The organism is Convivina intestini (assembly GCF_003096575.1).
GTDB lineage: Bacteria > Bacillota > Bacilli > Lactobacillales > Lactobacillaceae > Convivina > Convivina intestini.
Window position 1 is genome coordinate 1 of record NZ_QEKT01000011.1, and the last position, 24,016, is coordinate 24,016.

Below are 24,016 nucleotides of genomic sequence, written 5' to 3' on the forward strand. Positions count from 1 at the left end.
GGTCAATTGCTTTTAATTTAGTTGCCAGTGAATATTTCGCCATGATAAAAGGCGCCCCCTAGTTTGGATTTCTCCAATCTAGGGGGCGCACTTCATTTACGTATCTTTTACTTTGCCGTCCTTTACTACGTTGTGGGACGTCATCCTAACAGCTAAACACAATACAGGTGTGTAATCGTCAGAGGGGGTGCAAGTTCCGCTAAAACCACGTCCGACCCTTGAGCTAAATAGATGTTATATTTAGATGAGATTAAGGGGCAATGAATAATTGGAACATGGGTCAGATTGCCCTGCAAGTGAATGGCAAAAGGATTGGTAGATAGAGGTAGCGCCTATCTAGTATATAATGACTGTAAGAGTCGATATACGGAGTCTGACGTAACTTAGCCTTAGAGATAAGGTTTTCTATTGGGCAGACGGTAGAAGAGTAAATAAGAAGCATACGTGGATGATACAAGCGAGATGAAGCTTAGCTGTACCTTGTATTATTTTTTTAAAAGTCCTTAAAACTAAGGGCTTTCTCTGCTCTAATCAGACTTGCTCCCCTTGTATGGTGTTTCATTGGTTTATGATATTATTGTGATATTAATTAAGAGATAGGATTTTGTATGGTAAGTAGTGATTATGTTTCAGATTCAAAACATATTAATAATGTCTCTGAGGATTCAAAATATATTGAATTATGTACTGGATTTCATAATGTTCAAATTTTAAATTCTGAAAGAACAGTTTCTTCTTCTGAAAAATTAATTAGATTTATACGGCCTCAATTTTATAGGGAGTTGAATAATCAGGTTGGCGGTGCTTTATTTATTCCTAGTGGAGTTGAAAAAGTTTATGCAGATGGTTTATATTCTGGTAATATGCATCCTTTACTTTTATCATATGCTCCAATTCGTTTGGTAAATAAGAATAATATTTCTGGACCTATGATTAGTCCTACAACTGATGGAAATGTAGTTGATGTTAATCATACTTATATTCATGAGGATAGACATGATGTAAGTACTTCTTTTTTTCGTTCTAATTTTTATGATAGTAATTTGGATAAAGTAATATTAGATTTAAAAAAGGAAATAAGAGCTCTGAGAAAATATCCGGTTGCTGTTGGATTTATTGAAGAAGGAGCTGGCATATTAGAGATGTCTCAAGTGCCTAAAACACACAATCCGAATAGTTATCATTGTGGTTTTTGGAAACAAAAAGATACTTCTTTAAACATGATTGCATTGAACTTTAAATTAGTTTAGAAGGTAATGTTTTATGTTAATATCTGTTATTAATTTAATCAGTAAAATTATTAATAATTTTACTGATGATTTTACTAAATCAATTCCTTTCTACTCCTCTATAAACGTACTTTTAGATATAGTGGATCCTACAGTTATATCCTTTGAAGTCGGTATTGATGTATATATATTATATTTGCTGGATTATGACATTGTCAGTGGGGATTGTACGTTTTTATTGATGAGGTCTGACTATGGTATTTTAGATAAAATTATTAATGGGACTGAGCCACTTCGTTCTATGTTTACACAAGAGATGAGGGAACTTAATCTAAATTTGCGAGAGTCTACTACTGAGTTAGTAGATATCACTTTCGATTCGGCAGATGAGCAGGGGTATTTGCCTACGAAAGCTTTTTATTTAAATGAAAAGTACCCTAATAAGGTTAATTTGGATGATTTAAAAATTAAAATTTTAATTTTTAAAAATAACTTAAAGTTTAAGCGAAAGACTTTTAAAAAGTTTTATAGTAAAGGTATTGGAAATATACGAAAAGTAAATAATGACTATCATTATCACGAAATTTCAAATGATTGGGTTTCGGTTAGTGATGCTGATAATGATTATGACAATTTTTTTGATTATCGCTCAACAAATAGAGAAAATAGCATAAAAGGATATAGTGTGCGTCCATGAAGATTATTGTAGAAAAATTTATTATCCAAAAACTATCTTATGATAGCCTTCGTAGTTTAGAAGATATCATGGGTGAAAATCGTCCTAAAAAATTTCAAGTTCAAGAGAAGATTTCGGGTAATAATGAATATGCATGGAAAAAAGATAATACCGGGATTTTGATATCTAATCAAACTGAACTTACTAGTATACCTAAAATTGAAAATGTTCAAGAGTCTCTCCAGACAATTATTTTAAATGGAACGATGACTGTTAAATTTGAGTTAGATGATCGAGAAAAGGAAGTTATAAAAAATATTGACAATGATAAGTTGTTTGAAAAAATGAGTAAACAATTAGAAGCGATAGTTGATGTTACTACTGGTAACATATTGAATACTATCAAGTCTCATGGTCAATGGAATAAAGAAACACCTACGCCTACACCTACATCTTTTGAAATTTCAATTCATGATGATGATTCCATATAATTAATCAAGGTAACATAATGACCCTTAACCTAAGCTAAAAGCGCCAACCCTCAAAAACAGAGGGTTGGCGCTTTTTTCTGTGAAAAGAGATTGCTCAGTTTATGTCGGGGGGATTGGTACAGCTCTCAGAATCCCTCCCTAGCGCCATTCCCCCTTTGTAAAATTACCCTTCATGAGAATCATTATGAGAACGCTTAGAAATTTTTATTGATATTTTATGTAAAAAGTGTTTTACTTTTTATGTAAAATACTTTTTACAATATTAGAAGGAGCGATATGAAAAACCATATTCAAGAACTACGAAAATTATATAAATTGTCGCAAGATGAATTAGCCAAAAAGGCTTCTGTTACAAGACAAACTATCAATGCGATTGAAAATGATAAATACGATCCCTCACTTTCATTAGCTTTTGAATTAGCAAGCGTTCTTCAAGTTCAAGTTCAAGAATTATTTGAATATACAAAAAAGGATAATCATAATGTCTAAAACAAAACAAATTATTCATACTACTTTTTGGTTTAATAACATTTGGCAGGGAACATTGGTACTAACTGTTTTATTTGCTAATTTAAATTATTATAATTACGCCATATTTGCTGCTTTAATAAGCTTTCTTTTTATTTTTTTGGAGTTACTTACTCTGAAAAGAAAATATAATGTGAAATTCGGTAACAATATGTATCAGTCTAAGAACATACTCTACTTTATTTCAGACGAAAGAGATAAAGAGATTGCTTATAAAGTCCACACCAAATTGATAATTACTTACCAATTCATAATTGCTATAGCAATTATTTTTTCCACTTACTTCTTACGCGAAAACCATCTACTATTCATCGTATGGGTGGCACTTGCACTCTATGTTCCGAACATTCAATATTATGTGTTATGGAATCACTATGATAAAGACTAATATTGATAGATAAAGATTAAATAGAATAAGCTCATATTTATAACATTGCAGTATAAATGTACATCTACAAAATAAACAATAAATTCCAGTAACAGTTCCTAATCTTCGTGGAAACTTTTTAACTTTTACTTTTCAGGAACCTCTCACAACACAATCGCCTTTACTTCAAAAATAATAATACATATATCGTAAAACGAATATATGCTATATATTCCTTAATCATAATTTGTTTTGAAAGAATCATTTTAGGGCATAAAAAAGCTCCGGTTGCGGCCGGGGCTTTTCAAGGAGGTCTACCTCCTCAACATGTTAATCGGTAAAATATTAGTAATAATTAAATAAAAAACGCCGTTACGGATCGGCGTTTCTTACATCTGACATTGGGAAAGTTTTTACAATTGTAAATACCATAATCACCAAAACCGTCAAAAACTATTTCACTGACATAAGCGGCTCTCCTCAGAGCACTTATATTGTAGCACGAAATATATATATAAAGACTTCGGACAAGACGGAGATTTTTTTGTGTACTCACATCAATAAATAAGGGACCCCATTACATTCAATAAGCAAAAATCATCGCTGAACCGTATAATCTTTTGACTGCTTATAATCAACAGGGTGAGCGCCGGTTGCTTCAGCCCCTGGAATCGTACCAACGCCCGCCGAATCCAGCGTGCCAAATACTTCATGAATTTTGACTTGATTGCCGTCAACTTCATAGGTAATGACATCATAACCTTTGGCACCAATACCACCACCAATGACTGTTTTATTGCCATTTTGGCTAAGAATTTTTTGACTGTCACTTGGCCATTCGGCGCCCACCTTAAGCGCTAATTGTTGCGCCTCTGACAAGCTAACGGGATTAGCCGTCTGGCTGGGTGTTGCTGAGCTACTCTGCTTCATCTCAGATGACGAGCTCGTCGGCGTACTGGCCTGCTTAGCACTGGAGCTAGTCGAACTGGAAACCTTAGCGGTCGATTGCTGACTAGAATTATCTTCCTTAGTCTTGTGGGACTCATTATTACCAATTAACCAAAAGCCGCCGACAACTACAACCAACACCAGTAAAATTATAAAAAGCCATTTTTTCATTTTCTTTTCCTCACTATTATTATCTTCTCATAAAAAGAAATATTTAGTCATAAATCAGTATGTATTTATGCAATTAATTCACGTTTTTTTAGAAAAAACGTGAATTAAAAATACTGTTCAGCTTTGATATCATAGCAATAATCCGTAATACATTATCTTTACAAACCAGCGTAATAAATCCATGGAAGAAAAAATTAAAAATCTAATGTACTGCTTAAAAAGAATACTTAATTTAAAATCCACCTCACACAAAAAGCCCCAGCTTCAACTGGGGCTTTTCATCTCCAATCATCCCTTGGCATAAATCGACTTCAAGGCCTCAATATCGCCAGTCGACAACTGCGTCAACCCTTGATCATAGGGGTACATCACCGACAGGCGGCTTTGACTATGATCCAATCCCAGCGCATGGCCGAGTTCGTGAATGGCAACCGAATTGGTAAAGGCTTGCTGGTAAGTGGCATTTAGGTTAGCTGTGCCATGATTGATGCTAGTTGTGCCAATAATACTGGTTTCCTTAATAATTTCTGGTCCACCGAGGCCTAACTCAACCGAATTTTGGCCTAAGTTGTCAATTTGTTTATGATACACACCAAACTTAATCGTATTTTGCTGATTATTCCCCGTCCCAGCCACTAGATGCACTAAGCCGGTCTGATTATAGACCTGAACGGCATTATCAAAAACACGCTGTGCCGCGGCGGGAATGTTGTCCTCATAAGTATAATAGTAGGTATTAGCTAAATTTGTCCCCTGAACAATCGACTCAATCGGCGTCTGGTCCGGGGCATTGGTATTTGTCGCAGCAGTCGTAGCCTGTTGATGTTGGGCAATTGCCCGATCAATATTATCTTTCACCGTCATGACGTAACTATTTAATTGTGTGAATACAGCCTGACTTTGCGCAGGATGGTTTTGATACCAAGTCCACCCTAAAAACAGGGTCGCCACTAGGACTATCAATTTAAATAATTTCTTCAAAAATATTAGTTCCTTTACCAGATATGCTAAATATATGTCAATTATGCCATTTAGCTAGATTTTATACTGCGAAATTTAATATTATGTATAAATTGTCCCCGCTAAATTGTTATGATATTAAAATGGGTTGGTTATACCAACGATTGAAAGGATCCCTTGCATGAAAAATTTTAAAAATAATAAGATTTTAGTGTGGACAATCGAGATTTTGCTCGTACTATCAATTGTCTACATGTCAACGAAGATTAATTTTTTGTTTCACCCGCTGTTTGTCCTAGCTTCCACAGTCTTTGCACCATTGTTATTAGCTGGATTTTTATACTACATGCTTAGCCCCCTCCTAAACTTGTTAATGAAAATTCGCATCACTAAGACCATGAAGATTAGTCGGACTTGGGCAGCGACGATTGTTTTCCTAGGTTTGCTGGCCGGCATTGTCTTAATTTTAGCCACGATTCTTCCCCGAATCAGCGCTCAAATTGCAAGTTTATTACGCATGTTTCCCACTTTCGCCATGCACCAGGAACAACTCTTAGTCGAAACCACGCAACATGGTTTGCTTAAGGACGTTGAGTGGAACTTAATCATCTCCAAGATTCAATCGAGTTATACCCAGTATTTAGCAAGTTTCTACCAATATATTAGCAGTAATGCCGGGAGTTATATCTCCTTTGCCACGAGCTTGTTTGTTACCTTGCTAACGGCACCGGTCATTTTGTTCTATATGTTAAAGGATGGCGATAAGTTCTTACCTAGCATTCGCAAGCTCCTCCCTGGCTTTTCGAGCAGCCAATGGGAAAAAACGGAAAGTCTCCTAAAAAAGCTAAACTATACTTTATCCCGCTATATTAGTGGTCAAATCATTGAATGTCTCTTCGTGGCCGTCTTTACCACAGCAGGGTACTTCTTAATTGGACAAAAGTATGCCTTGGTATTGGGTGTTTTTGGTGGATTCTGTACCTTAATCCCCTATGTTGGTCCTTATATCGGTATCATCCCCGCTCTGATGATTTCGGTTACTACCAGCATGTCTCAGGTCATTATGACAATTATCGTGGTAATGGTCGTAAACTTAGTCGATGGAAATTTGATCTATCCTAATGTCATTGGGAAGGTGCTAAATATCCATCCACTAACCATTATCCTCATCCTATTAGTTGCCGGAAACTTGGCCGGCATCTTAGGGATGATGTTGTCTGTGCCACTGTATGCCATTGTCAAAGAAGTCATTCACTTCTTCTATGATGTGTGGCTACTTAAAAAACAAAAATCAGTTGAAGAGTAAAATTGACATGTAGTGGTCTCCTTATTTGGTATCATGGCCGCAACAGCAGCAGCCTTCTTTGGTGCTACTGCCCGCCGTGGTAAGAAGAATGAAATGTAATTAATTCTTCTGAGTAAATGAAAAGCACTAATCCTCAATGCGCAGGATTAGTGCTTTTCATGTTGGCAAAAAATATTAATAAAAAATAAAAAAAAATTAAAGCCAGTTCGTACTATTAATTAACGGGGCAATTACTGGATGAAATGGTGACTTTGTAAGTACTGATGCGCCACCGTGGACGCCTTTTGCTTTTGAACAGTCACTTGATAATTCATCGTTTGCATTTCTTGCGTGGTCACTTGATTACTCAATCGTTTCAAACTTTTAACCACCTGTGGATGTGCCTTAGCAAAAGCCGTTTTCATCAAAGGCGCTGCCTGATAGGGTGGGAAGAAGTTGTTATTATCTTCCAGCACTTTAAGATTATATTCTTTAATTTCTGGATCAGTTGTGTAGGCATCCGTTACATCAACTTGTTTCGCATTTAAAGCCTGATAGCGTAGCGCAGGGGCCATTGTTTTAATACTGTCAAATTCCAGCCCATAAGTGCGCTTCAATCCCGGATAACCATCCGGCTGCCGATAAAAATCATCGTCAAAGGCCGCTTTAAAGTTCGATTGATTCGCTAAATCAGTAATGGTTTTTAGATGATACTGGTCAGCATCCCCAGCTCGTACCGTCAAAACATAGCCGTTTTGATATTGCATTGGAGCTAAATAAGTTAGCTGGAACTTTTGTGCAAGTTGATCTTTAGCCAATTGGTAGGCTGTTTTAGGGTCATGGGGAATGGCACCATTTACCTTAGCTAGGGATTGAAGGGCCGTCCCAGTAAATTCTGGATAAATATCAATTTTGCCACTGTTTAAACCGTTGAACAAAAAGAATGTATCACCAAAATTGGGCTTAATTTTCACCTGGGCCTGAGGATTATCTTGTTCAATTACTTGCTGATACATGTTAATCAAAATTTCCGGTTCGCCACCCATTTTACCGGCAATTGTGATGGTTTCTTTGTTTGATCCACTAACCAAACTATAACCACCAATAAGGCAGCCGACTGTCAGTAATACCGCTAGACTAATCCCTAACAGCTTAATCGGCAACTTAGTAACTACTTTGATTAAATAGCTAAAGAACAGGGCCAAAAGGGCTGACAATAGTGCCCCAACTAATAACGCCTGATTATTGTTAGTTTGAATGCCCAGTAAGATAAAGCTCCCCAAACCACCGCCACCAACTAAGGCTGCTAGGGTCGCTGTCCCAATAATCATCACCATGGCAATCCGAATCCCAGTTAAAATCATCGGCAAGGCTAGGGGCAGTTGAATACGAAACAGTTTAAAAGTTTTCGATAGGCCAAAAGCTTCTGCTGCTTCGGTTAATTGGGGATCGATATTGGTTAAGCCGGCATAGGTATTTGAAAAAACTGGCATGATTGCATATAAAACCAAGGCGATAATGGCTGGGGTCGTCCCAATCCCAACGATGGGGATTAATAACCCCAAAATCGCCAAACTAGGAATGGTTTGCACAATACCGGCAATTTGTAGACAGACCTCACCCCAGCGGGGCCGGCCCATTAAAACAATAGCTAAGGGCACTGCAATTACAATAGTAATTAACATGGCTACAAAAGAAATACTAATATGTTGCCCGAGCGCCTTGATAATATCTGCTTGGTTAGCACTTAAATAGTTGATAAAAGCCGTCATCAGGTCAATCCTCCGCCTGTTGTGCCAAATAGGTACCTAAGTCGGCCATTGTCAATGACCGATTACCAATAACCACTTCTGGTGCCTGTTGCAAAGCTTGCGCCAGTTCGTAAATGGTCGCCTGAAGCGCTATTGGACTGGCACTTTGCTGACTAGGCTGTCCCAGTCCCGCTGCCAACACATCCTTGACTAGCGGTACTTTGGCTTGATAATCATCAAAAAAGTCAGCCACAAATTGATTGGCAGGATATTTTTGAATTTGATCGGGTCGGCCAACCTGTTGAATTTGCCCGTCTTTTAAAACCGCCAAACGGGTTGCCAAATGTAATGCTTCTTGCATATCATGGGTCACAAAAACAATCGTCATTTGAAATTCCTGATGTAAATCAATCAGTAAATTTTGTAACTGTTTTCTAGAAAGAGGGTCTAAGGCACTGAAAGATTCATCCATTAAGATAATTTTAGGATTAAAAATCAAGGCTCGGACAATCCCGACTCGTTGAGCTTCGCCACCCGATAATTCCTTAGGCAAACGATTCATAAAAACATCAGGATCTAAAGATACTCGCATTAGCATCTGACGAATCCGATCATCCTGCTCAGCCTTACTCAAGGCTTGCGCGTTAAGTGTCACAGCAATATTTTGAGCGACAGTCAAATTAGGGAATAAAGCCCCCGATTGGAGCACATAGCCGATTTGATGGCGTAAGTCGTTGATGTCTTTTACCTGACTAATATCCTGGCCATCAACCTCTATGCGCCCAACCGTTGGCGTGTTTAAGCGATTAATCATTTTCAATAATGTTGTCTTCCCACTACCAGAGGGGCCCACCAGGACAAAGAGTTCGTGACTATCAATGGCTAAATTAATCTGATTGAGTGCCAGCTTTCCTTGGTAACTTTTACTAATATTTTTAAATGTAATCATGGTTTTCCCTTATTCCATCTAGTCTATTGCTGTGTAATTACCTGTAAGTGTTGATTTAACCGATGAGCCATCAATTGTACTTCGGCAGCGGTTTGCTGAAAATCTCGTTGAGTCCAATAAATAATAATATTACTAATACCACCACTACCAAAATAGTAGATCAAATCATTACTATCTACATTATCCATTGGTAGGAGACTCTGATCAGTATGGGTCAATAAAACTTGCTGTACAAGGTATAGCTTGTGATTGTCAGCTAGCATCTTTAAAAAGCTAGCCTGATGCTGACAAAAATTAAATACCGCCACTATCAGCAATTCAAAATTCTGCGGTTGTTGCTTCTGAATGAACTGATAAAGTCTTACAACAAAATGATCCACCTTTAGCTGAAGCAATTCATCCACTGACTGAAAATGACGATAAAAAGTTCGCCGTGATACACCCGCAGCTTGGCTAACGGAACTAATCGTTATATTTTGATAGGACCTTTGCGCCATCTCCTGACTAAGCCCTGTCAGCAATAATTCTACAGTCTGATTAACCTGTTGTTGCCGCTTGATTGGCTTATCTGTCATAAATTTCCTCTAATTGTATCACTTAGACTAATATGCTTTTTTTCTTCAGTATTAGCAGTATAATTCAAGAAAATAAAAGATACAAATGAGACAGTTAAGGAGAATAAATGATGACTGATTATCAAATTAAATTTACTGTAGACGGACAAGTTATTACTGAAAAAGAAATTCATGCTATGGAACTAAGCCGTTACCATAAAGTTTTTCATGAATTTAGTGAAAAAAAGATTGTAATTCGCCTAGATGAACGACCACTTTCCCTAGACGAATGTCTAGCTTTATCGCTCGATGATGCTAAAGAAGCTTTAGCCGAAACTAAAGAGGCAATTGGTAAAGGCGGCATGCTGGCTTATTATCACGATGAAATTCAATCCTCAGATCAAATGTGGACCGAAATCGCCAGCCAGGCCAATGCGAATGACCCTTTACAAGAAGCCATTGTTGAAGTTGAGACCGAGAATATTTCTCTGATTCAATTCATGCTTTTCAATCAATCCTTAGCCAAAGAAAATAATCTTTATCTCCCTTCCAAAATTCATCCGGAACATTATTATTTCGATGCCGGTAAGGGTGGCACCCAAACAATCGTCGAAACCTTTGGTATGTACCGCAATCCTTCTTATCTTCACCTAGTGCCGGGTAATGACATCCCTAAACCAATTCCAACTGATGCCGATACTTCACTAACCATGATTGGTAAAACGCTGTTGGCTGATAATATGATGAATACCAAAATTATCGGTATGCACCAATTAAAAAATAAGCCCAACGGTATGAAAGTTAAGTTAGGAGTTTTCCTACCTCAATCAGCACCTAAAGAAATTTTAGAAGGACATAAATGGCATCTAATGGTTGAATTTAATAATGGCCTACACATTGCTGCTACTAAACAACCAACTTTCATGCAAAAATTAATTTTGCCATTGATCATCAAGCATATGGCTAAAAAAGCTTAATATAACAGTATAAAAGGCGTTCTAATTAAGAACGCCTCTGATGTTTATTTTTCAACCATACTTTCCCAATCCCTAGTCCAAATCAGGGCCATGGCACCATCCCCAGTATGTACCCCAATCACGGGATCCATACTGGAACGTTCAAAGGCCACGGCTGGGTATTCCTGTTTAAATTCCTTTAACCACTTATCACCTAATTTAGGATTATTCCCGTCGACAACGTAAGCCCGAACGGGATAATCTACCTGACTCAAATACTGGTTAAAAGCAGCTTGGATTTCTTTACGAGCTCCACTCATCTTACGTGCCTTACCAACGGCACCAATTTTTCCTTCGCCATTAACGTCAAAGGCTAGCAAAGGCTTGATGTTCAATAAGCCACCAATCAAAGCTTGCCCCCGTGATAGCCGCCCAGTCCGCTTTAAGTGGGAAATATCATTAACAACAAAACGCACATCGGTACTGGCTCTTAATTCACCCAGGGCTGCCAAAATAGCTGACATATCCGCTCCTTGATCCGCCAAAACCGAAGCCAAAATAGCCTGCTCACCGGCTGCCATATTGGTCAAGCGTGAATCCCAAACTTGAACATCATCCAAACCATCAAAATCAGTCGCAACCAGTTTAGCTGTTTGATAGGCACCAGAAATACCAGATGAAAGGGTGATGATCACAGCTTCCTTGTAACCAGCTGATTTAGCTTCATTCAAAACCTCTTCCCACTGGCCTGGAGTCGGTTGTGAAGTCGTTGGTAGTTCTTTGCGTTCTTTAATCATCTCAACCAATTGACCCAAGTCATGAATGTCACGGTCGCCTAAATAGGTCTCTTGACCAAATAAAATGGGCACATTCACTTGAAAAATATGATAGTGGTTACGCTTTTCAGCCGGTAGGGCGGCTGATGAATCCACAATAACTGCTATTTTCTGCATGTTAAACTCCTAATTTACACTAAATAAAATATTGCCCACACCAATGTCCGAAATAAAAGCTTAGTAAACCAGCAGCAATTTGTACTAAAAGATAGATTAACCGCTGCTTAAAACTATTCTTTGATAAAGCTTGGGTCATCATCGTACTAAAGGTTGTTAAGCCCCCTAAAAGGCCGGTTCCCAAAAAATTAAAGACTAGTCCACTGGGCTGGGTGGTCCACACAAAGCCCATCGCTAAAGCCCCCAAGACATTGACCAGCCATATTGCAGTAAAGATTTGGTAACTACTAGGCCAAAAATAAAGCACAAGATAGCGTAGGGCCGCACCTAATCCCGCACCAAAGGCTACTGGTAACAAATACTTAAGCATGTTGACCCCCTAAAGGTTTTACTAACCACTGGCCCAACTCAACCATCAGCCAACCACCCAGAATGGTGGTCACTAAGTACAAGACAGCCCATAGGGGCCGTTGCTGATAGATTTGTAAAATCATCGTACTAAAAGTGGTATAGCCCCCAATCATGCCGGTGCCAATAAAACTTTGCCATAGACGCGCTACATCCTGATGTTTAGCAATCCAAGCCCCTAAATAAGCCAGGGCTAAACAGCCAGTCCAATTAATGACGATGGTCATCACCGGCCAGTGTCCCCATCCCGGGAGCATACTCAACAAAAAGCGCAGGCCACCACCCACAAAACCGCCGGCAAAAACCGTTATTAGTTCAATTAATACTTTTTTATTGGTCTCCATTACTTAAGTTCTTTCATTAACATGCCAAAACTAGGCAATTTAGCTGGACTTAATCAGTACACTTTAAGGCCAAACCGGGCAATAGTCAAGCTACACCAGCCTTTTTACTTGACAAACCCTACCAACTTGGGTAGCCTTAGCTTATATTATTGATTGGAGCAAGACATGGGAGTAATTAAGTTCAACTTAGTTCGTCAATGGTGGCGTCAGTAAGGCAGCTTTCCTTTTAAGGTGAGCTGTGGCAATTTATTTTGTCCTGACGGCTCTTTACCATGTTCTTGGTCTGTTGGGAAACATCCCAGCAGGCCTTTCTTTTAGACTTTGGAGCCCGACTGGGTGTTCAAAGTCTTTTATTTTGGGAGAAAACGAATGAATAAACGTTTGTTAAGCAGTATTGTCATTGTGGCCGGCTTTTTAGTCTTTGCCTTCTTTCAAGGTAGCCATTCAGCCAATAGTCAGGCTAAAATCCCCAAGGTTGGTATTTTACAGTTAGTAACTCACCCAGCCTTGGATGAAATCCACCAAGGAATCGTAGCAGGGCTAAAGCATGAGGGTTATGTAAACGGCAAATCTGTCAAAATTGACTATCAAAATGCTCAAGCTAACCAAGCTAATTTAAAAACAATGGCTCAAAACTTCATCAACCAGGGTGATAATTTAACCATTGGGATTGCCACACCAGCCGTCCTTTCCCTAGCCAAGGCTGCCAATGGCCAAAGTCCGGTTATTCTAGCCGGTATCACTGATCCAGTGGGGGCTAAGTTAGTTAAATCGATTGATAAGCCGGGGGCCAATATTACTGGTACTTCTGGTGACTCTCCCTTGGCTGCACATCTAGATGTCATTAAAAAAGTTGCTCCTCAAGCTAAGACCTTGGGTATTATTTATACTTCTTCTGATCATGGTGGTACTTATCACGCTAAAAAAATGGAAAAACTAGCCCAAGCACAGGGCATGCAGGTCAAAATGTATACGATTGCTAGCACCAATGATATGCAACAGGTTGCTGAAACCATGGCCGGACAAGTTGATGTTGTTTACGCTCCCCAAGATAACGGGGTGGCTAGTGCCATGAAAACTTTGATTAGTGCCACCAATCAAGCCAAAATTCCAGTCATCCCCGCCACTGATACCATGGTTAAAGATGGTGGGATCGCCACCATGTCGGTTAGCCAATTTGATATTGGTTACCAAGCTGGTCTAATGGCTGGAAAGGTCTTGAAAGGACAAAATCCAGCTACCATGCCTGTCCACGCAGTTACCAAGGGTAGTCTCGTAGTCAATACCAAAGAGGCCCAGCTACTAGGGATTGATTTACCGGCTAATATGGTCCAAGAAGCTCAAGAACATGGGGAGGTTATCCAATGAGTATGATTGTTTCTAGTATCGGACAGGGAATTCTATGGTCAATCCTAGGAATTGCCCTCTATCTCACTTTTCGAATTTTAGATTTTCCAGACATGACTGTCGAAGGCTCCTTTCCTCTAGGCGCCGCCAGTGCGGTCACGCTAATCAGTCAGGGAGCCAATCCCTTTTTAGCAACGCTGGTGGCCTTTTTGGTCGGTAGTTTGGCTGGATTGGCAACGGGTCTGCTTTACACAAAGGGTAAGATTCCAGTGCTACTAGCTGGAATCCTAGTCATGACCGCCTGCCTATCAATTAATCTGCGGATTATGGGTTCGGCCAACATTTCTCTGCTCAACCAAAAAACAATTTTCACCAATGCCTTTTTAAACCATCTACCAAAATATTTTGACATGGTCTTCTTGGGATTGGTGCTTGTCGCCGTTATCACCGTAGCGTTGATTTGGTTTTTACAAACTGAAATTGGACAGGCCTTTATTGCGACCGGGGATAACGTCACCATGGCCCAATCTTTTGGTATTCAAACTGATCGCATGACTATTATGGGTTTGATGCTTTCCAATGGCTTAATCGGTCTAGGCGGGGCCGTTATCGCGCAAAGTAATGGTTACGCCGATATTAATATGGGCATTGGTACGATTGTCATCGCGCTGGCTTCCATTATCATCGGAGAAGTCGTCTTTGGTAACCTAACCCTAAACGAACGGTTGGTCGCTGTGATTATGGGTTCCATCTTTTACCGGTTAGTCTTACTTGGTGTCTTGCAACTTGGCTTTAGCACCAACGACCTCAACCTCATCTCATCAATTATCCTAGCCACGGCCATGATTTTGCCGCAGCTACGTAAGTACTTCAAACTTGAATCTGTCATGAAAAAGGGGGTCACAGCGCATGACTAAAGCCGTTATTTCGCTTAAAAACATTAATGTTGTGGTCGGCGAGCACACTAAAATTATTGATGACCTCAACCTTGATATCCATCAAGGTGATTTCATTAGCATCCTAGGTACCAACGGCGCTGGAAAATCAACCCTCTTTAACACAATTGCCGGTAATTTAAGTCCTCAATCGGGTCAGATTTTACACAACGGTCAAGACATCACCCAGCACAGCGCCGTCCAACGCACCAAAATGATTGCCCGCGTTTTCCAGGATCCTAAAATGGGCACAGCCCCTCGAATGACCGTTAGTGAAAACTTACTGCTAGCCGAAAAAAGAGGGGAACATCGCAACCTTCGTTCGCGGGGCTTGAGCAAGGAAAAGTTAGCTGAGTATGCTACGATTACCGCTAAAATGGGCAATAATCTCGATCAGCGTTTACAAACACCAACCGGCGATTTATCGGGTGGTCAACGGCAAGCTTTAAGTTTCCTAATGGCCACTCGAGTTAAGCCCGAATTACTGCTTTTAGATGAACATACGGCAGCTTTAGATCCTAAAACTTCAGACCAACTCATGGCAGCTACTAATCAACAGATTCTCGACAATCAACTCACCGCCTTGATGATTACCCATAATTTAGAAGATGCCCTCCAGTATGGAAACCGGCTCTTAATTCTCAATGCCGGTAAGATTGTCTTAGATGTGAACGGTCCCGAAAAACAGGCCCTAACCGAAGACCAATTGTTGACATATTTCACCTTCTAATTTAATGAATCATTTCTCATAATTTCATGGAATTTCTCATTTATTTACCCTATAATTCAAGATAGTCATGAAAGGGGAATTAATTTGAGAAAAGTTGCTGTATTGGGCCAAGGACACGTTGGCGCTACCGTTGCCCACATCATTGTGGACCATGGCTATGCCGATCAACTCGTGCTCTTTGATGCCCGCAAAGAAAAATTACAAGCTGAGGTGCTTGATTTACACGATGCTGCTAGCCTTTTAGACCATCACGTTGAAGTTTCCGCCGGTACTTTTGAAGATATGGCTGATGCCGATGTAATCATTAGTGCCATTGGCCGAATTGACCTGATTGAGCCCGGTGGTGATCGTTTTACCGAATTAAAGGCCAACTTACCTTCTGCCCAAGAAATCGGCGCAGAACTCAAACGAGTTGGCTTTAAGGGGATTTTAATTGCCATCACCAACCCAGTTGATGTGATTACCAGTGTTTACCAAGAGGCAACCGGTTTACCCGTAGAACGCGTCATGGGCACGGGAACTTACTTAGATACTGCTCGCATGAAACGTGTTTTAGGAGAAGCCATCGGCCTTGATCCACGTAGTATTCAGGGTTATGTGCTCGGTGAGCATGGAGATTCCCAATTTGTCGCCTGGTCCACAGTTAAAGCCCTAGGTCAAAGTGCTCAAACCTTAGCGCAAACTTATCACTTAGATTTGCCTGCTCTAGAACAGGCAGCCCGGCAGGGTGGTTTTGATGTCTTTAACGGTAAACGCTATACCAACGTAGCCATCGCTCATGCCGCCGTGTCTTTGATGAATTTAGTCCTGTCAAATGCCCAGCAAGAAGCGATTGTCTCCCACTTTGATGCCGAATTAAATTCTTACATTTCAACGCCAGCCGTTATTAGTGCCCAAGGTGCTAGTGATGTGGTGGATTTGCAACTCAACGAACGTGAGAAAACTTTATTAGCTCAAAGCGCACAAACAATTGCTGAAAAAGCTGCCATTAATCAATAAAATAAAAGGGTTCACCATTTGAATGGTGAACCCTTTTATAAACTGCTAAACTTAGTATGGATGGTCTTCTTGGTCAATTTGATTAATTTTATCAAAAACCTGAAAAAGATTATCCATTTCAGTTAGTCGATACTTTTTCGTCCGACGATCGAAAATAACCTCCGATTGAATCGGTTCTCCTTGCTGTAAATCGGCCAAGAAATGCCGGATTTCAGCAATATCACGTTGGACCGTTTTATGTCCAATAAAAAACATGTCTTCAATCTCGTCACTAGAAAGTTCCCGCTTACTAATTAAAGCTGAATAAAGACGTAGTATACGTTGTTTGTCATTAAATACTGATTTAGAAGTTGCCATAAACGGTCCCCTTTCCATTATTTTAACAAAAAGTAGCCTGACTAGCAGGTATTATTTCATCTAGAGGTCAACTCATGTTCAATAAGATTCCTTTTTTCAATAAATTTTTTAACCATAAACAAGTGGCTATCGATGAGTCTGATTGGCGCCAAACGAGTCAGGCGTCAATTTTCTTTCCGGGTTATCAGGCCGAATTAACCAACGAAACGTCCCAGGCAGAAATCGTTAGTCTACAAGCAGCTTTTTTACAGCGCTTCGATGAACGGATGCAACAAAAATTAAAGAAAATTAAGAAAGCTGACGAACGCGACCGGTATATTATTGATGAAATTAACCAAGTTCGTCAATTTAGCCCGGACATGTCGATTGAAATTCGAACTAAATTAGCTCAAATCAAGCGCTCATTATTAGAAAAATAATAAAAAACACTTATTTTTGCCATTTATTTTGTTGACAAGAGTATCTGATGCATGTTAAAATATTTTTTGTTGAGTTATATATGTTTTTGCTCCATAGTTCAGCGGTAGAATAACGCACTGTTAATGCGCAGGTCCCTGGTTCGAATCCAGGTGGAGCAGTCTTCAAGTAGCTAGGTGATATCACCTAGCTACTTTTTATTTATCAAATATTAGAAACAAATAAAAGAGGTTGGTCAAAATGCCAACCTCTTTATCATTTTATAATGATGCTGCAATCAAACTAACCCCAAAGACAATCAGGTAAAAGGCAATCATGTACACCAGTACTGTAGCTGCCATCAAAGGACTAAAGAGCAAAATAATCCCCAAAGCCAAGCTGATTAGACCAAAGACCATCGTAACCCCGTAAGCACCACGACTAACCGGATTCAAGATTCTAGCAAAATAAAGACCTGAAACAGAATCAAGAATAAACCAGATGGCAAACAAGAAGCCGATAGTGCCAATTCCCAAACCAAGATGGAAAATAAAGACAAAACCAACTAGGATATCAAAAGCGATACTAAACATCCGCCACCCTGAAATTGGAATACCGGCCTGATTTCCTCTAATAGCTGAAACAGTACTGGTAATCGCCTGAATCCAGGCTAAAATACCAAAAATATAAGACAGCGAAATGATTGTTTCTAATGGTTGACTAAAAATCATGAAGGCAAAAATAATGAAAACTACCCCAGACAAAATACCGAACCAATTAATGTGACGAGACTCCATAAGTTGCTCCTTTTACGTGCTTATTTACTTGCCCAGTATGCACCTTTAAAGGTCAAAAAGAAAGAGCCCAGCTTAAGCCTGGCTCTTGCTAATTTTTAAACACTACGGCGCTTAAAAATCAAATAAGCAATTACATAGATAACCAATAGGTAGAGGACAAAGACCAATAGTGGCACCCACATATCGGTTTTAAAGGCCTGCTGACTAATCATATTCAACGTCTTAAGATCAGCACCGCTACGACCATAATAGTTAATTAACTGTTCTAATTGCAAGGGGTTCCATTTCAATGGCTCCCAGAGACTAACAAAATAACTCGATAGGGCACCCAACAAGCTGGTTCCCACCATCATCAAAACGCCGAGTCCAATAGCAGCTCCAGAACTTTTAACAATATTACTTACTAATAGCACTAGGGCGGTTACAAACAACATGTCTAGAATGGAACTAACCACATAAGTCCCCATGGCTGGCCAAACTAACTTCATCGTTGCTGCTGGAATATCATTGGCAAAAATTAATTTACCAATCATGGTTGCGATAAAAGATACTAGCAACATTACCAAGTAGGCGGCAATATAGTAGATCACTTTACTTAGGAAAACCGCCCCACGACTGTAGCTGCGCGACAGCAAAGGCCGAATCGTTCCAAAACTAAATTCCTGGGTAAAAATCAAGGCTGACATAACAATTGCGCCAATGTAAGCCACCGAACTCCCACCACCAAAACTCAACAATTCAACTGGGGTAGGATTAATTTTAATCATGACAATTGGAATAATAAAGGCAATTAATAACCAAATATAAATTCGATTCTGTTTCCAGGATTTAAGAAATTCCTGTTTGAGTAACGTTAACATATTTTCTCCTTATGACTTGTTACTTATACATTGCGCCGTTGGAAAATCCAATAAGCACCAGCATAGATGGCCAAGGTATATAGGCAGTAAGCCGTCACCAACTGCGAAACGGTTAGACCCAAGGCTTGATACATTAAATCGGGTTGCCCACCTAAGCGACCAATATTTTGAATGCCCAAAAAGACCTGTAAAGGACCCCACTTTAAGATGGGAACTTGTTGAATCAAGAAGCTTGATAGGGCGGTTAAGGCCGGAACACCGTACACCATGACCACGCCTAAAGCGACCGCAGCCCCAGAGGTCTTAACCAGGTTAACCACCAGTAGGACTAGACCAGCGATAAAAATCATCTGGAGCATGGTTTCGCCAACCGTTTTAAAAATAACTTCCCATCCGTTACCAGTTGGATCACCATATTGTAAGTTCATATTAAATTGTGGGGCAAATAAAGCTTTCCCCATCATGGTTCCTAGAAAATCGGCTAAAAATAACCCGATAAAACTCGACCAAATCACAATAATTTTACTGATGAAAATCGCTGCTCGATTAAAACGACGAGATAACAACGGCCGAATTGTCCCATAGGTGAATTCTTGTGAAGTAAAAAGCGCTGTTAAGATAATCCCAAGTAAATTAACCAGCAAGAGTCCCTGACCCAAATTAAGGATACCCGTCTCCATCCGTTGGTCTGGAAAGCAACCCAGAATCAAAATGGGGAAGAGGAACATCGCTAGCAACCAAATATGCATCCGATTTTGTTTGAAAGCTTTAAAATATTCCTGTTTAACTAAAGTCAGCATAGTGATTATGCCTCTTCTTTTTTATCATCTTTTAGCAAATTAAGCAGATGCTCTTCCAAGTTCTCCTCAGCCGTATTAATCGTTTTCACTTCTAACTTAGCTTCTGTAACCTTGGCTAAGACATCTTGGACCGTCATTCCTTCAACCTTGTTGATGATAACGCGATCACCATCACGATGAGCTTGCCAATCATACTTTTGCGCCAATGCTAACAAAGCTTGATTATCATTAGTCTTAATCAAAATTTGAGTCTGACCGTTTTGCAAGAACTCTTCCATAGTGGCTGTTTTAATAATTTTACCCTGATTAATGATAACCAAGTCGTCGGCCAACCGTTGTAATTCATCTAGTAAGTGACTAGAAATCAAGAAGGAAACGCCCTTATCGGCTAGAGAACGAATTAATTCACGTACATCATGAACTGACTGAGGATCCAAACCATTCATTGGTTCATCTAAAATGACCAACTTTGGATTACGAACCAAAGAAATCGCAATCCCTAAGCGTTGTTTCATTCCCAGCGAAAAGTTCTTGGCCTTACGCTTACCAAATTTATCCCCATCAATACCGGTTTGGTGCATCAATTCTGGGATATTAACCGCTTCTTTAGTTTCCATAGCATATAGTTTCAAATGGTCTAAAGCTGTTAAATTAGGATAAATAGAAGGATATTCAATTAAATTACCCATTTTATCCAGCGCCTTATGATTACTGAAAGTTACTGGTTGGTTATCAAAGGTAATGTCTCCTGATGAATAAGACATCAAACCAGTGATTGCTCGCATTGTAGTTGATTTTCCAGCCCCGTTAGGCCCAATTAAACCAACAATTCGGCCCGCTTCCACATTAAAGGAAACTTGGTCCATGGCCTTATAATGACCAAAGTTTTTTGAAACGTTTCTTAATTCTAGCAACGCCATACTTTTTGCATCTCCTGTTCTTACGACAAAATTAATTCCTATTAGATATAACACTAATTTTATTATACTAATCTAATGGCTAAAAGTATCATGCCTAATTTGACCATTAGCAATAACCTTCATGATAGCAATAAATAGTGCAGATTTAAAGTAGACCGATGGCAGCGACTACCAATTTATTCCTTAGATTAATTATAGAAAAATCAGCTTAAAGTAAGATAAAAAATAAAAGGCAATCTAGCTAAACTAGATTGCCTTTATATTCGCAGTGGATTACCTAACAGATGCAGGGGAGAGAAGGTATAAATTAGGTTTAGAGAGAAGTATTTATAGATGCATCTGCTAAGTAAATAACCACTTTGTGATACCTCGTCGATATCATTGAATAAATTGTATTCCACCTACATTAAACAGAAATTAAAGTAATAATTGGTTTAGCTGGAAAATAGAAATTTTAAAGGTAAATCTAACCCACTAAAGGCTATAAATTAAAGGACTGTCCCTTGTACCTTACCCAAGAAATATTTCTTCTTCCCACGGCGGACTAGTACATATTTACCATCATAATTGGCGCTTGGATCAACCATTGCTTCAAGATCCATAATTTTAACCCCATTAATGCGAATAGCCCCATTACTAACATCTTCACGAGCCTGCCGCTTAGACTTATCGATGCCGGCTGCAACAATAAAATCTACAATATTTTGTACTTCACTCGTAATATCAAAGCTAGGTACCCCAGCAAACACATCACCAATCTGTTCGGTTGTTAATTCACTAACATCGCCACTAAAGAGCGCTGCTGATAGTTGTTCAGCTTCCTCGACTGCTGCCTGTCCATGCACAAAACGGGTCACTTCTTGAGCCAAACGGCGTTGTCCAAGGCGATTACCAGGATTTTCAGCTACTTCTTTGGCCAAACCATCAATTTCTTCAGGACTCAGGAAGGTAAAGTACTTTAGATACTTCACCACATCCGCATCACTTTGATTAAACCAAAATTGGTAGAAAGTATAAGGGGAAGTCTTTTTAGGATCTAGCCAAATTGCATTTCCTTCTGACTTACCAAATTTCTTGCCAGTGGAATCCGTCATCAGTGGAATGGTCAACCCAAAGGCGGGCGCTTCATTCCCTTCAATTGTATGAATTAAATCAACTCCAGCGGTAATATTTCCCCACTGGTCTGATCCACCAATTTGAAGACGTACATTTTCACGGCGCCATAGTTGCAGAAAATCAATCGCCTGTAAAATTTGGTAAGTGAATTCAGTATACGAAATACCGGTTGCCAGACGTGAAGCCACCACATCCTTTTTCAACATCACGTTAATTGAGAAAAGCTTGCCATAATCTCGTAAAAATTCCGGTAAAGTTAATTGTCCTAACCATTCATTGTTATTGACAATCTTAGTGCCATCACTACCAAACAATTTAGTAACTTGTTGGCTAATGCCAACCTCATTAATGGCCAACTGTTCGGTACTTAGGAGTTGCCTTTCCGTTGTAGGTCGGGGATCGCCAATAGCACCCGTAGCACCACCCACGATGATAACTGCTTTACCACCTGCATTTTGGAAGCGTTTCAAGACCATAAAGGGAATTAAATGACCCAAGTGCAAAGAGTCTGCTGTCGGATCGGTCCCAACATAAGCACCAATTTGTCCATTCGCCATTGCTTCTAACAAACCAGCTTCATCAGTCACCTGATTCAAGGCGCCACGCCACTTTAAATCTTCAATAAAATTCATTATTTTCTCCTTTTTATACAAAAAAGCCATCCTAATCAATTATGATTAGGACGGCTAGACCGTGGTACCACCTAAATTGTAGGCTAAAAGGCCTACCGCTTCATCAGCTATAACGTGGCCACCGTTCATCGAATGCCTGTTGTGTAACTCAAGTATAAAACGGATTAGCTTCCAGCAACCGCTAATTTTCTGATACGCGTTATTTATACCCTTTGCCAACAGATGATAGTAGTATTGTATCAAAAATAGGATTCAGTGTAAATTTATGACCATAAATATTACTTGACTTTCTACCTTAGCCCTTCTAAAGTTAAGATACTTAAATTCAAGGAGAAATCTAATGACCGGAAAGAAATTTGCTCGTTCCACTAGTAACCGCGTCCTGGGTGGCGTATTGGGTGGGATTTCTAATTATTTTGATTGGGATGCCAATTTAGTTCGCTTGGTATTTGTTATCCTTTCAGTAATGGTTGGCTTTTTCCCACTACCATTGGCCTATGTATTGGCTTGGATGCTTATTCCCGATGATAAACATCTTGATTCAAGCGATGCTGATGTGCGTCGCGATGTAACCCCCGAAGACCATGATTAATCGTTTATTATGACTAATAAAAGCCGTCTCAAATTGAGGCGGCTTTTATTGTATGCATTTTCAGCAAATCTTATTCAAAAAATCTAACTTAGCCCGATGAATCGTCGGATTATCAAAATCAGCAATCCCATGGTCAGCATCAGCTAACCATAAGGTCTGGGCCAAACGGCCAACCAATTCCAAATATTTTTGGACCAAGTTAACACTTTGTAGATAGGGAACCACTTGGTCAGCTGTACCAGCCAAAAGCATAATTGGTGGCATTTTAGTAGTGAAATAGTTGGCTGGATTAGCTTGAGCTACCTGTTCGGGGACTTTATTAGGCGCACTTTTCCCAAGGGCTATCCCTTCAAACGAGAGTGGTGAACCACATTCCGGAAATTTAGGTTTGATTGCTAACTGCTGAAACTGCTGTTGAAATTGATCCAATTCATAAGGACCATATAAGCCAATTATTCCACTAATTTTTGGAAAAGGAGTCAAAAAATCCTTACCAGACATATGCCCCAGATTAGCTTCAGCTGAAAAGCTAGCGCCAGCCAATAAGGCTAATTGAGCACCACTAGACTCGCCAATTAAAAAGAAGCGGTTGCTATCCAAGTCATATTGTTTGGCGTGGATTTGGCAATATTCAATCACAGCGCGAATTTCGGCAATTTGATTAGGAAAATTAATTGAATTTACCGAATTAAGACTGTAATTAGGACTAGCCACGGCATAACCATCGTTAACAAATTGCAGACTCGGATGCAGTTTATAAGATGATTTTTCGCCCCGTAATAGGCCACCCCCATACAGGTCAATAATAAGCGGAAAGGGACCTGATCCTACGGGTAAATACAGATCCAACTGGTGACGCACTCCCTGACCATAGGGTAATTTTTTTATGATTTGTCGCGCCTTTACATCAAGGATTACTGGCTCAAATTGATATGTGTGATCTTTGAATAACATCATCCTTACCA

At 39.5% G+C, this 24,016-nt stretch carries 27 protein-coding genes and 1 tRNA gene; 13 read left to right on the plus strand and 15 right to left on the minus strand.

Annotated features, from left to right (window positions below; genetic code table 11):
* Positions 1-608 precede the first annotated feature (608 nt).
* The 4 genes from C7384_RS07255 to C7384_RS07270 all read left to right on the plus strand — a co-directional run bounded on the left by C7384_RS07255 (position 609) and on the right by C7384_RS07270 (position 2,885).
* On the plus strand, positions 609-1,250 hold the full coding sequence (locus tag C7384_RS07255) for a hypothetical protein (protein ID WP_089939967.1): 642 nt from the start codon (positions 609-611) through the stop codon (positions 1,248-1,250).
* 13 nt (positions 1,251-1,263) lie between these two features.
* Positions 1,264-1,926: a hypothetical protein gene (locus C7384_RS07260; protein ID WP_089939964.1), complete on the plus strand. Its 663-nt coding sequence runs from the start codon at positions 1,264-1,266 to the stop codon at positions 1,924-1,926.
* Positions 1,923-2,396: a hypothetical protein gene (locus C7384_RS07265; RefSeq protein WP_089939959.1), complete on the plus strand. Its 474-nt coding sequence runs from the start codon at positions 1,923-1,925 to the stop codon at positions 2,394-2,396. The genes C7384_RS07260 and C7384_RS07265 overlap by 4 nt, the downstream gene beginning before the upstream one ends.
* 276 nt (positions 2,397-2,672) lie before the next feature.
* Positions 2,673-2,885: a helix-turn-helix transcriptional regulator gene (locus C7384_RS07270; protein ID WP_089939955.1), complete on the plus strand. Its 213-nt coding sequence runs from the start codon at positions 2,673-2,675 to the stop codon at positions 2,883-2,885.
* 1,003 nt (positions 2,886-3,888) lie between these two features.
* On the opposite strand, the gene C7384_RS07280 is transcribed toward C7384_RS07270, so the two are convergent.
* Together C7384_RS07280 and C7384_RS07285 are read right to left on the minus strand one after the other, a co-directional pair.
* Positions 3,889-4,410, minus strand: a complete 522-nt coding sequence (locus tag C7384_RS07280; RefSeq protein ID WP_089939949.1) for a hypothetical protein — start codon at positions 4,408-4,410, stop codon at positions 3,889-3,891.
* Positions 4,411-4,698: 288 nt separating this feature from the next.
* Positions 4,699-5,391: a matrixin family metalloprotease gene (locus C7384_RS07285; RefSeq protein WP_089939946.1), complete on the minus strand. Its 693-nt coding sequence runs from the start codon at positions 5,389-5,391 to the stop codon at positions 4,699-4,701.
* Between the two features lie 160 nt (positions 5,392-5,551).
* Between C7384_RS07285 and C7384_RS07290 the strand changes: the two genes are divergently transcribed.
* A complete protein-coding gene (locus tag C7384_RS07290) occupies positions 5,552-6,676 on the plus strand; it encodes an AI-2E family transporter (protein ID WP_089939943.1) in 1,125 nt (374 codons plus the stop codon).
* A gap of 230 nt (positions 6,677-6,906) precedes the next feature.
* Here the strand turns inward: C7384_RS07290 and C7384_RS07295 are convergent, their stop codons facing one another.
* The 3 genes from C7384_RS07295 to C7384_RS07305 are packed head-to-tail and all read right to left on the minus strand — an operon-like array spanning position 6,907 to position 9,930.
* The gene (locus tag C7384_RS07295) at positions 6,907-8,427 is read right to left on the minus strand and encodes an ABC transporter permease/substrate-binding protein (protein WP_176760700.1); all 1,521 of its coding nucleotides are present in this window, start codon (positions 8,425-8,427) and stop codon (positions 6,907-6,909) included.
* 4 nt (positions 8,428-8,431) lie between these two features.
* A complete protein-coding gene (locus C7384_RS07300; RefSeq protein ID WP_089939936.1) occupies positions 8,432-9,355 on the minus strand; it encodes an ATP-binding cassette domain-containing protein in 924 nt (307 codons plus the stop codon).
* Positions 9,356-9,378: 23 nt separating this feature from the next.
* A complete protein-coding gene (locus C7384_RS07305) occupies positions 9,379-9,930 on the minus strand; it encodes a TetR/AcrR family transcriptional regulator (RefSeq protein WP_089939930.1) in 552 nt (183 codons plus the stop codon).
* Positions 9,931-10,040: 110 nt separating this feature from the next.
* Here C7384_RS07305 and C7384_RS07310 point away from each other — a divergent pair, with 110 nt between their 5' ends.
* Positions 10,041-10,886: a hypothetical protein gene (locus tag C7384_RS07310; RefSeq protein WP_089939971.1), complete on the plus strand. Its 846-nt coding sequence runs from the start codon at positions 10,041-10,043 to the stop codon at positions 10,884-10,886.
* A 44-nt stretch (positions 10,887-10,930) separates the two neighbouring features.
* Here C7384_RS07310 and C7384_RS07315 read toward each other — a convergent pair whose 3' ends face one another.
* From C7384_RS07315 to C7384_RS07325, 3 genes are read right to left on the minus strand one after another with little or no spacing between them, the layout of a single operon-like run.
* Positions 10,931-11,818 carry a DegV family protein gene (locus tag C7384_RS07315; RefSeq protein ID WP_089939926.1) on the minus strand — a complete coding sequence of 296 codons (888 nt, stop codon included), beginning with the start codon at positions 11,816-11,818 and terminating at the stop codon, positions 10,931-10,933.
* 19 nt (positions 11,819-11,837) lie between these two features.
* Entirely contained in the window at positions 11,838-12,188 is a 351-nt protein-coding gene (locus tag C7384_RS07320) for a CrcB family protein (RefSeq protein ID WP_089939922.1), read from the minus strand.
* Positions 12,181-12,570 carry a fluoride efflux transporter FluC gene (locus C7384_RS07325; protein ID WP_089939920.1) on the minus strand — a complete coding sequence of 130 codons (390 nt, stop codon included), beginning with the start codon at positions 12,568-12,570 and terminating at the stop codon, positions 12,181-12,183. The genes C7384_RS07320 and C7384_RS07325 overlap by 8 nt, the downstream gene beginning before the upstream one ends.
* Before the next feature lie 369 nt (positions 12,571-12,939).
* Between C7384_RS07325 and trpX the strand changes: the two genes are divergently transcribed.
* The 4 genes from trpX (at position 12,940) to C7384_RS07345 (ending at position 16,581) form a co-directional block, all read left to right on the plus strand.
* Positions 12,940-13,938 (plus strand): tryptophan ABC transporter substrate-binding protein, encoded by a 999-nt coding sequence (trpX, locus tag C7384_RS07330; RefSeq protein WP_089939917.1) that lies wholly within the window; start codon positions 12,940-12,942, stop codon positions 13,936-13,938.
* Positions 13,935-14,834 carry an ABC transporter permease gene (locus C7384_RS07335; protein WP_089939914.1) on the plus strand — a complete coding sequence of 300 codons (900 nt, stop codon included), beginning with the start codon at positions 13,935-13,937 and terminating at the stop codon, positions 14,832-14,834. The genes trpX and C7384_RS07335 overlap by 4 nt, the downstream gene beginning before the upstream one ends.
* Entirely contained in the window at positions 14,827-15,582 is a 756-nt protein-coding gene (locus C7384_RS07340; RefSeq protein WP_089939912.1) for an ABC transporter ATP-binding protein, read from the plus strand. The genes C7384_RS07335 and C7384_RS07340 overlap by 8 nt, the downstream gene beginning before the upstream one ends.
* A gap of 84 nt (positions 15,583-15,666) precedes the next feature.
* Entirely contained in the window at positions 15,667-16,581 is a 915-nt protein-coding gene (locus C7384_RS07345) for a lactate/malate family dehydrogenase (RefSeq protein ID WP_089939909.1), read from the plus strand.
* 51 nt (positions 16,582-16,632) lie between these two features.
* Here the strand turns inward: C7384_RS07345 and C7384_RS07350 are convergent, their stop codons facing one another.
* Positions 16,633-16,938: a kinase gene (locus C7384_RS07350; RefSeq protein WP_089939906.1), complete on the minus strand. Its 306-nt coding sequence runs from the start codon at positions 16,936-16,938 to the stop codon at positions 16,633-16,635.
* Positions 16,939-17,012: 74 nt separating this feature from the next.
* Between C7384_RS07350 and C7384_RS07355 the strand changes: the two genes are divergently transcribed.
* Positions 17,013-17,357, plus strand: a complete 345-nt coding sequence (locus C7384_RS07355) for a hypothetical protein (RefSeq protein ID WP_089939904.1) — start codon at positions 17,013-17,015, stop codon at positions 17,355-17,357.
* 87 nt (positions 17,358-17,444) lie between these two features.
* A tRNA-Asn gene (locus tag C7384_RS07360) sits at positions 17,445-17,516 on the plus strand.
* 99 nt (positions 17,517-17,615) lie between these two features.
* Here the strand turns inward: C7384_RS07360 and C7384_RS07365 are convergent.
* The 5 genes from C7384_RS07365 to tyrS all read right to left on the minus strand — a co-directional run bounded on the left by C7384_RS07365 (position 17,616) and on the right by tyrS (position 22,459).
* Complete coding sequence (locus tag C7384_RS07365) at positions 17,616-18,131, minus strand: HdeD family acid-resistance protein (RefSeq protein ID WP_089939901.1); 516 nt, start codon at positions 18,129-18,131, stop codon at positions 17,616-17,618.
* A 95-nt stretch (positions 18,132-18,226) separates the two neighbouring features.
* Entirely contained in the window at positions 18,227-18,991 is a 765-nt protein-coding gene (locus tag C7384_RS07370) for an ABC transporter permease (RefSeq protein ID WP_089939898.1), read from the minus strand.
* A gap of 23 nt (positions 18,992-19,014) precedes the next feature.
* On the minus strand, positions 19,015-19,791 hold the full coding sequence (locus C7384_RS07375; RefSeq protein ID WP_089939896.1) for an ABC transporter permease: 777 nt from the start codon (positions 19,789-19,791) through the stop codon (positions 19,015-19,017).
* 5 nt (positions 19,792-19,796) lie between these two features.
* Positions 19,797-20,711, minus strand: a complete 915-nt coding sequence (locus tag C7384_RS07380) for an ABC transporter ATP-binding protein (RefSeq protein WP_089939893.1) — start codon at positions 20,709-20,711, stop codon at positions 19,797-19,799.
* Between the two features lie 488 nt (positions 20,712-21,199).
* Complete coding sequence (gene tyrS, locus C7384_RS07385; protein ID WP_089939889.1) at positions 21,200-22,459, minus strand: tyrosine--tRNA ligase; 1,260 nt, start codon at positions 22,457-22,459, stop codon at positions 21,200-21,202.
* A gap of 340 nt (positions 22,460-22,799) precedes the next feature.
* Here tyrS and C7384_RS07390 point away from each other — a divergent pair, with 340 nt between their 5' ends.
* Positions 22,800-23,051 (plus strand): PspC domain-containing protein, encoded by a 252-nt coding sequence (locus C7384_RS07390; RefSeq protein WP_089939886.1) that lies wholly within the window; start codon positions 22,800-22,802, stop codon positions 23,049-23,051.
* A gap of 60 nt (positions 23,052-23,111) precedes the next feature.
* On the opposite strand, the gene C7384_RS07395 is transcribed toward C7384_RS07390, so the two are convergent.
* The gene (locus C7384_RS07395) at positions 23,112-24,005 is read right to left on the minus strand and encodes a prolyl oligopeptidase family serine peptidase (RefSeq protein ID WP_089939883.1); all 894 of its coding nucleotides are present in this window, start codon (positions 24,003-24,005) and stop codon (positions 23,112-23,114) included.
* Between the last annotated feature and the right edge of the window lie 11 nt (positions 24,006-24,016).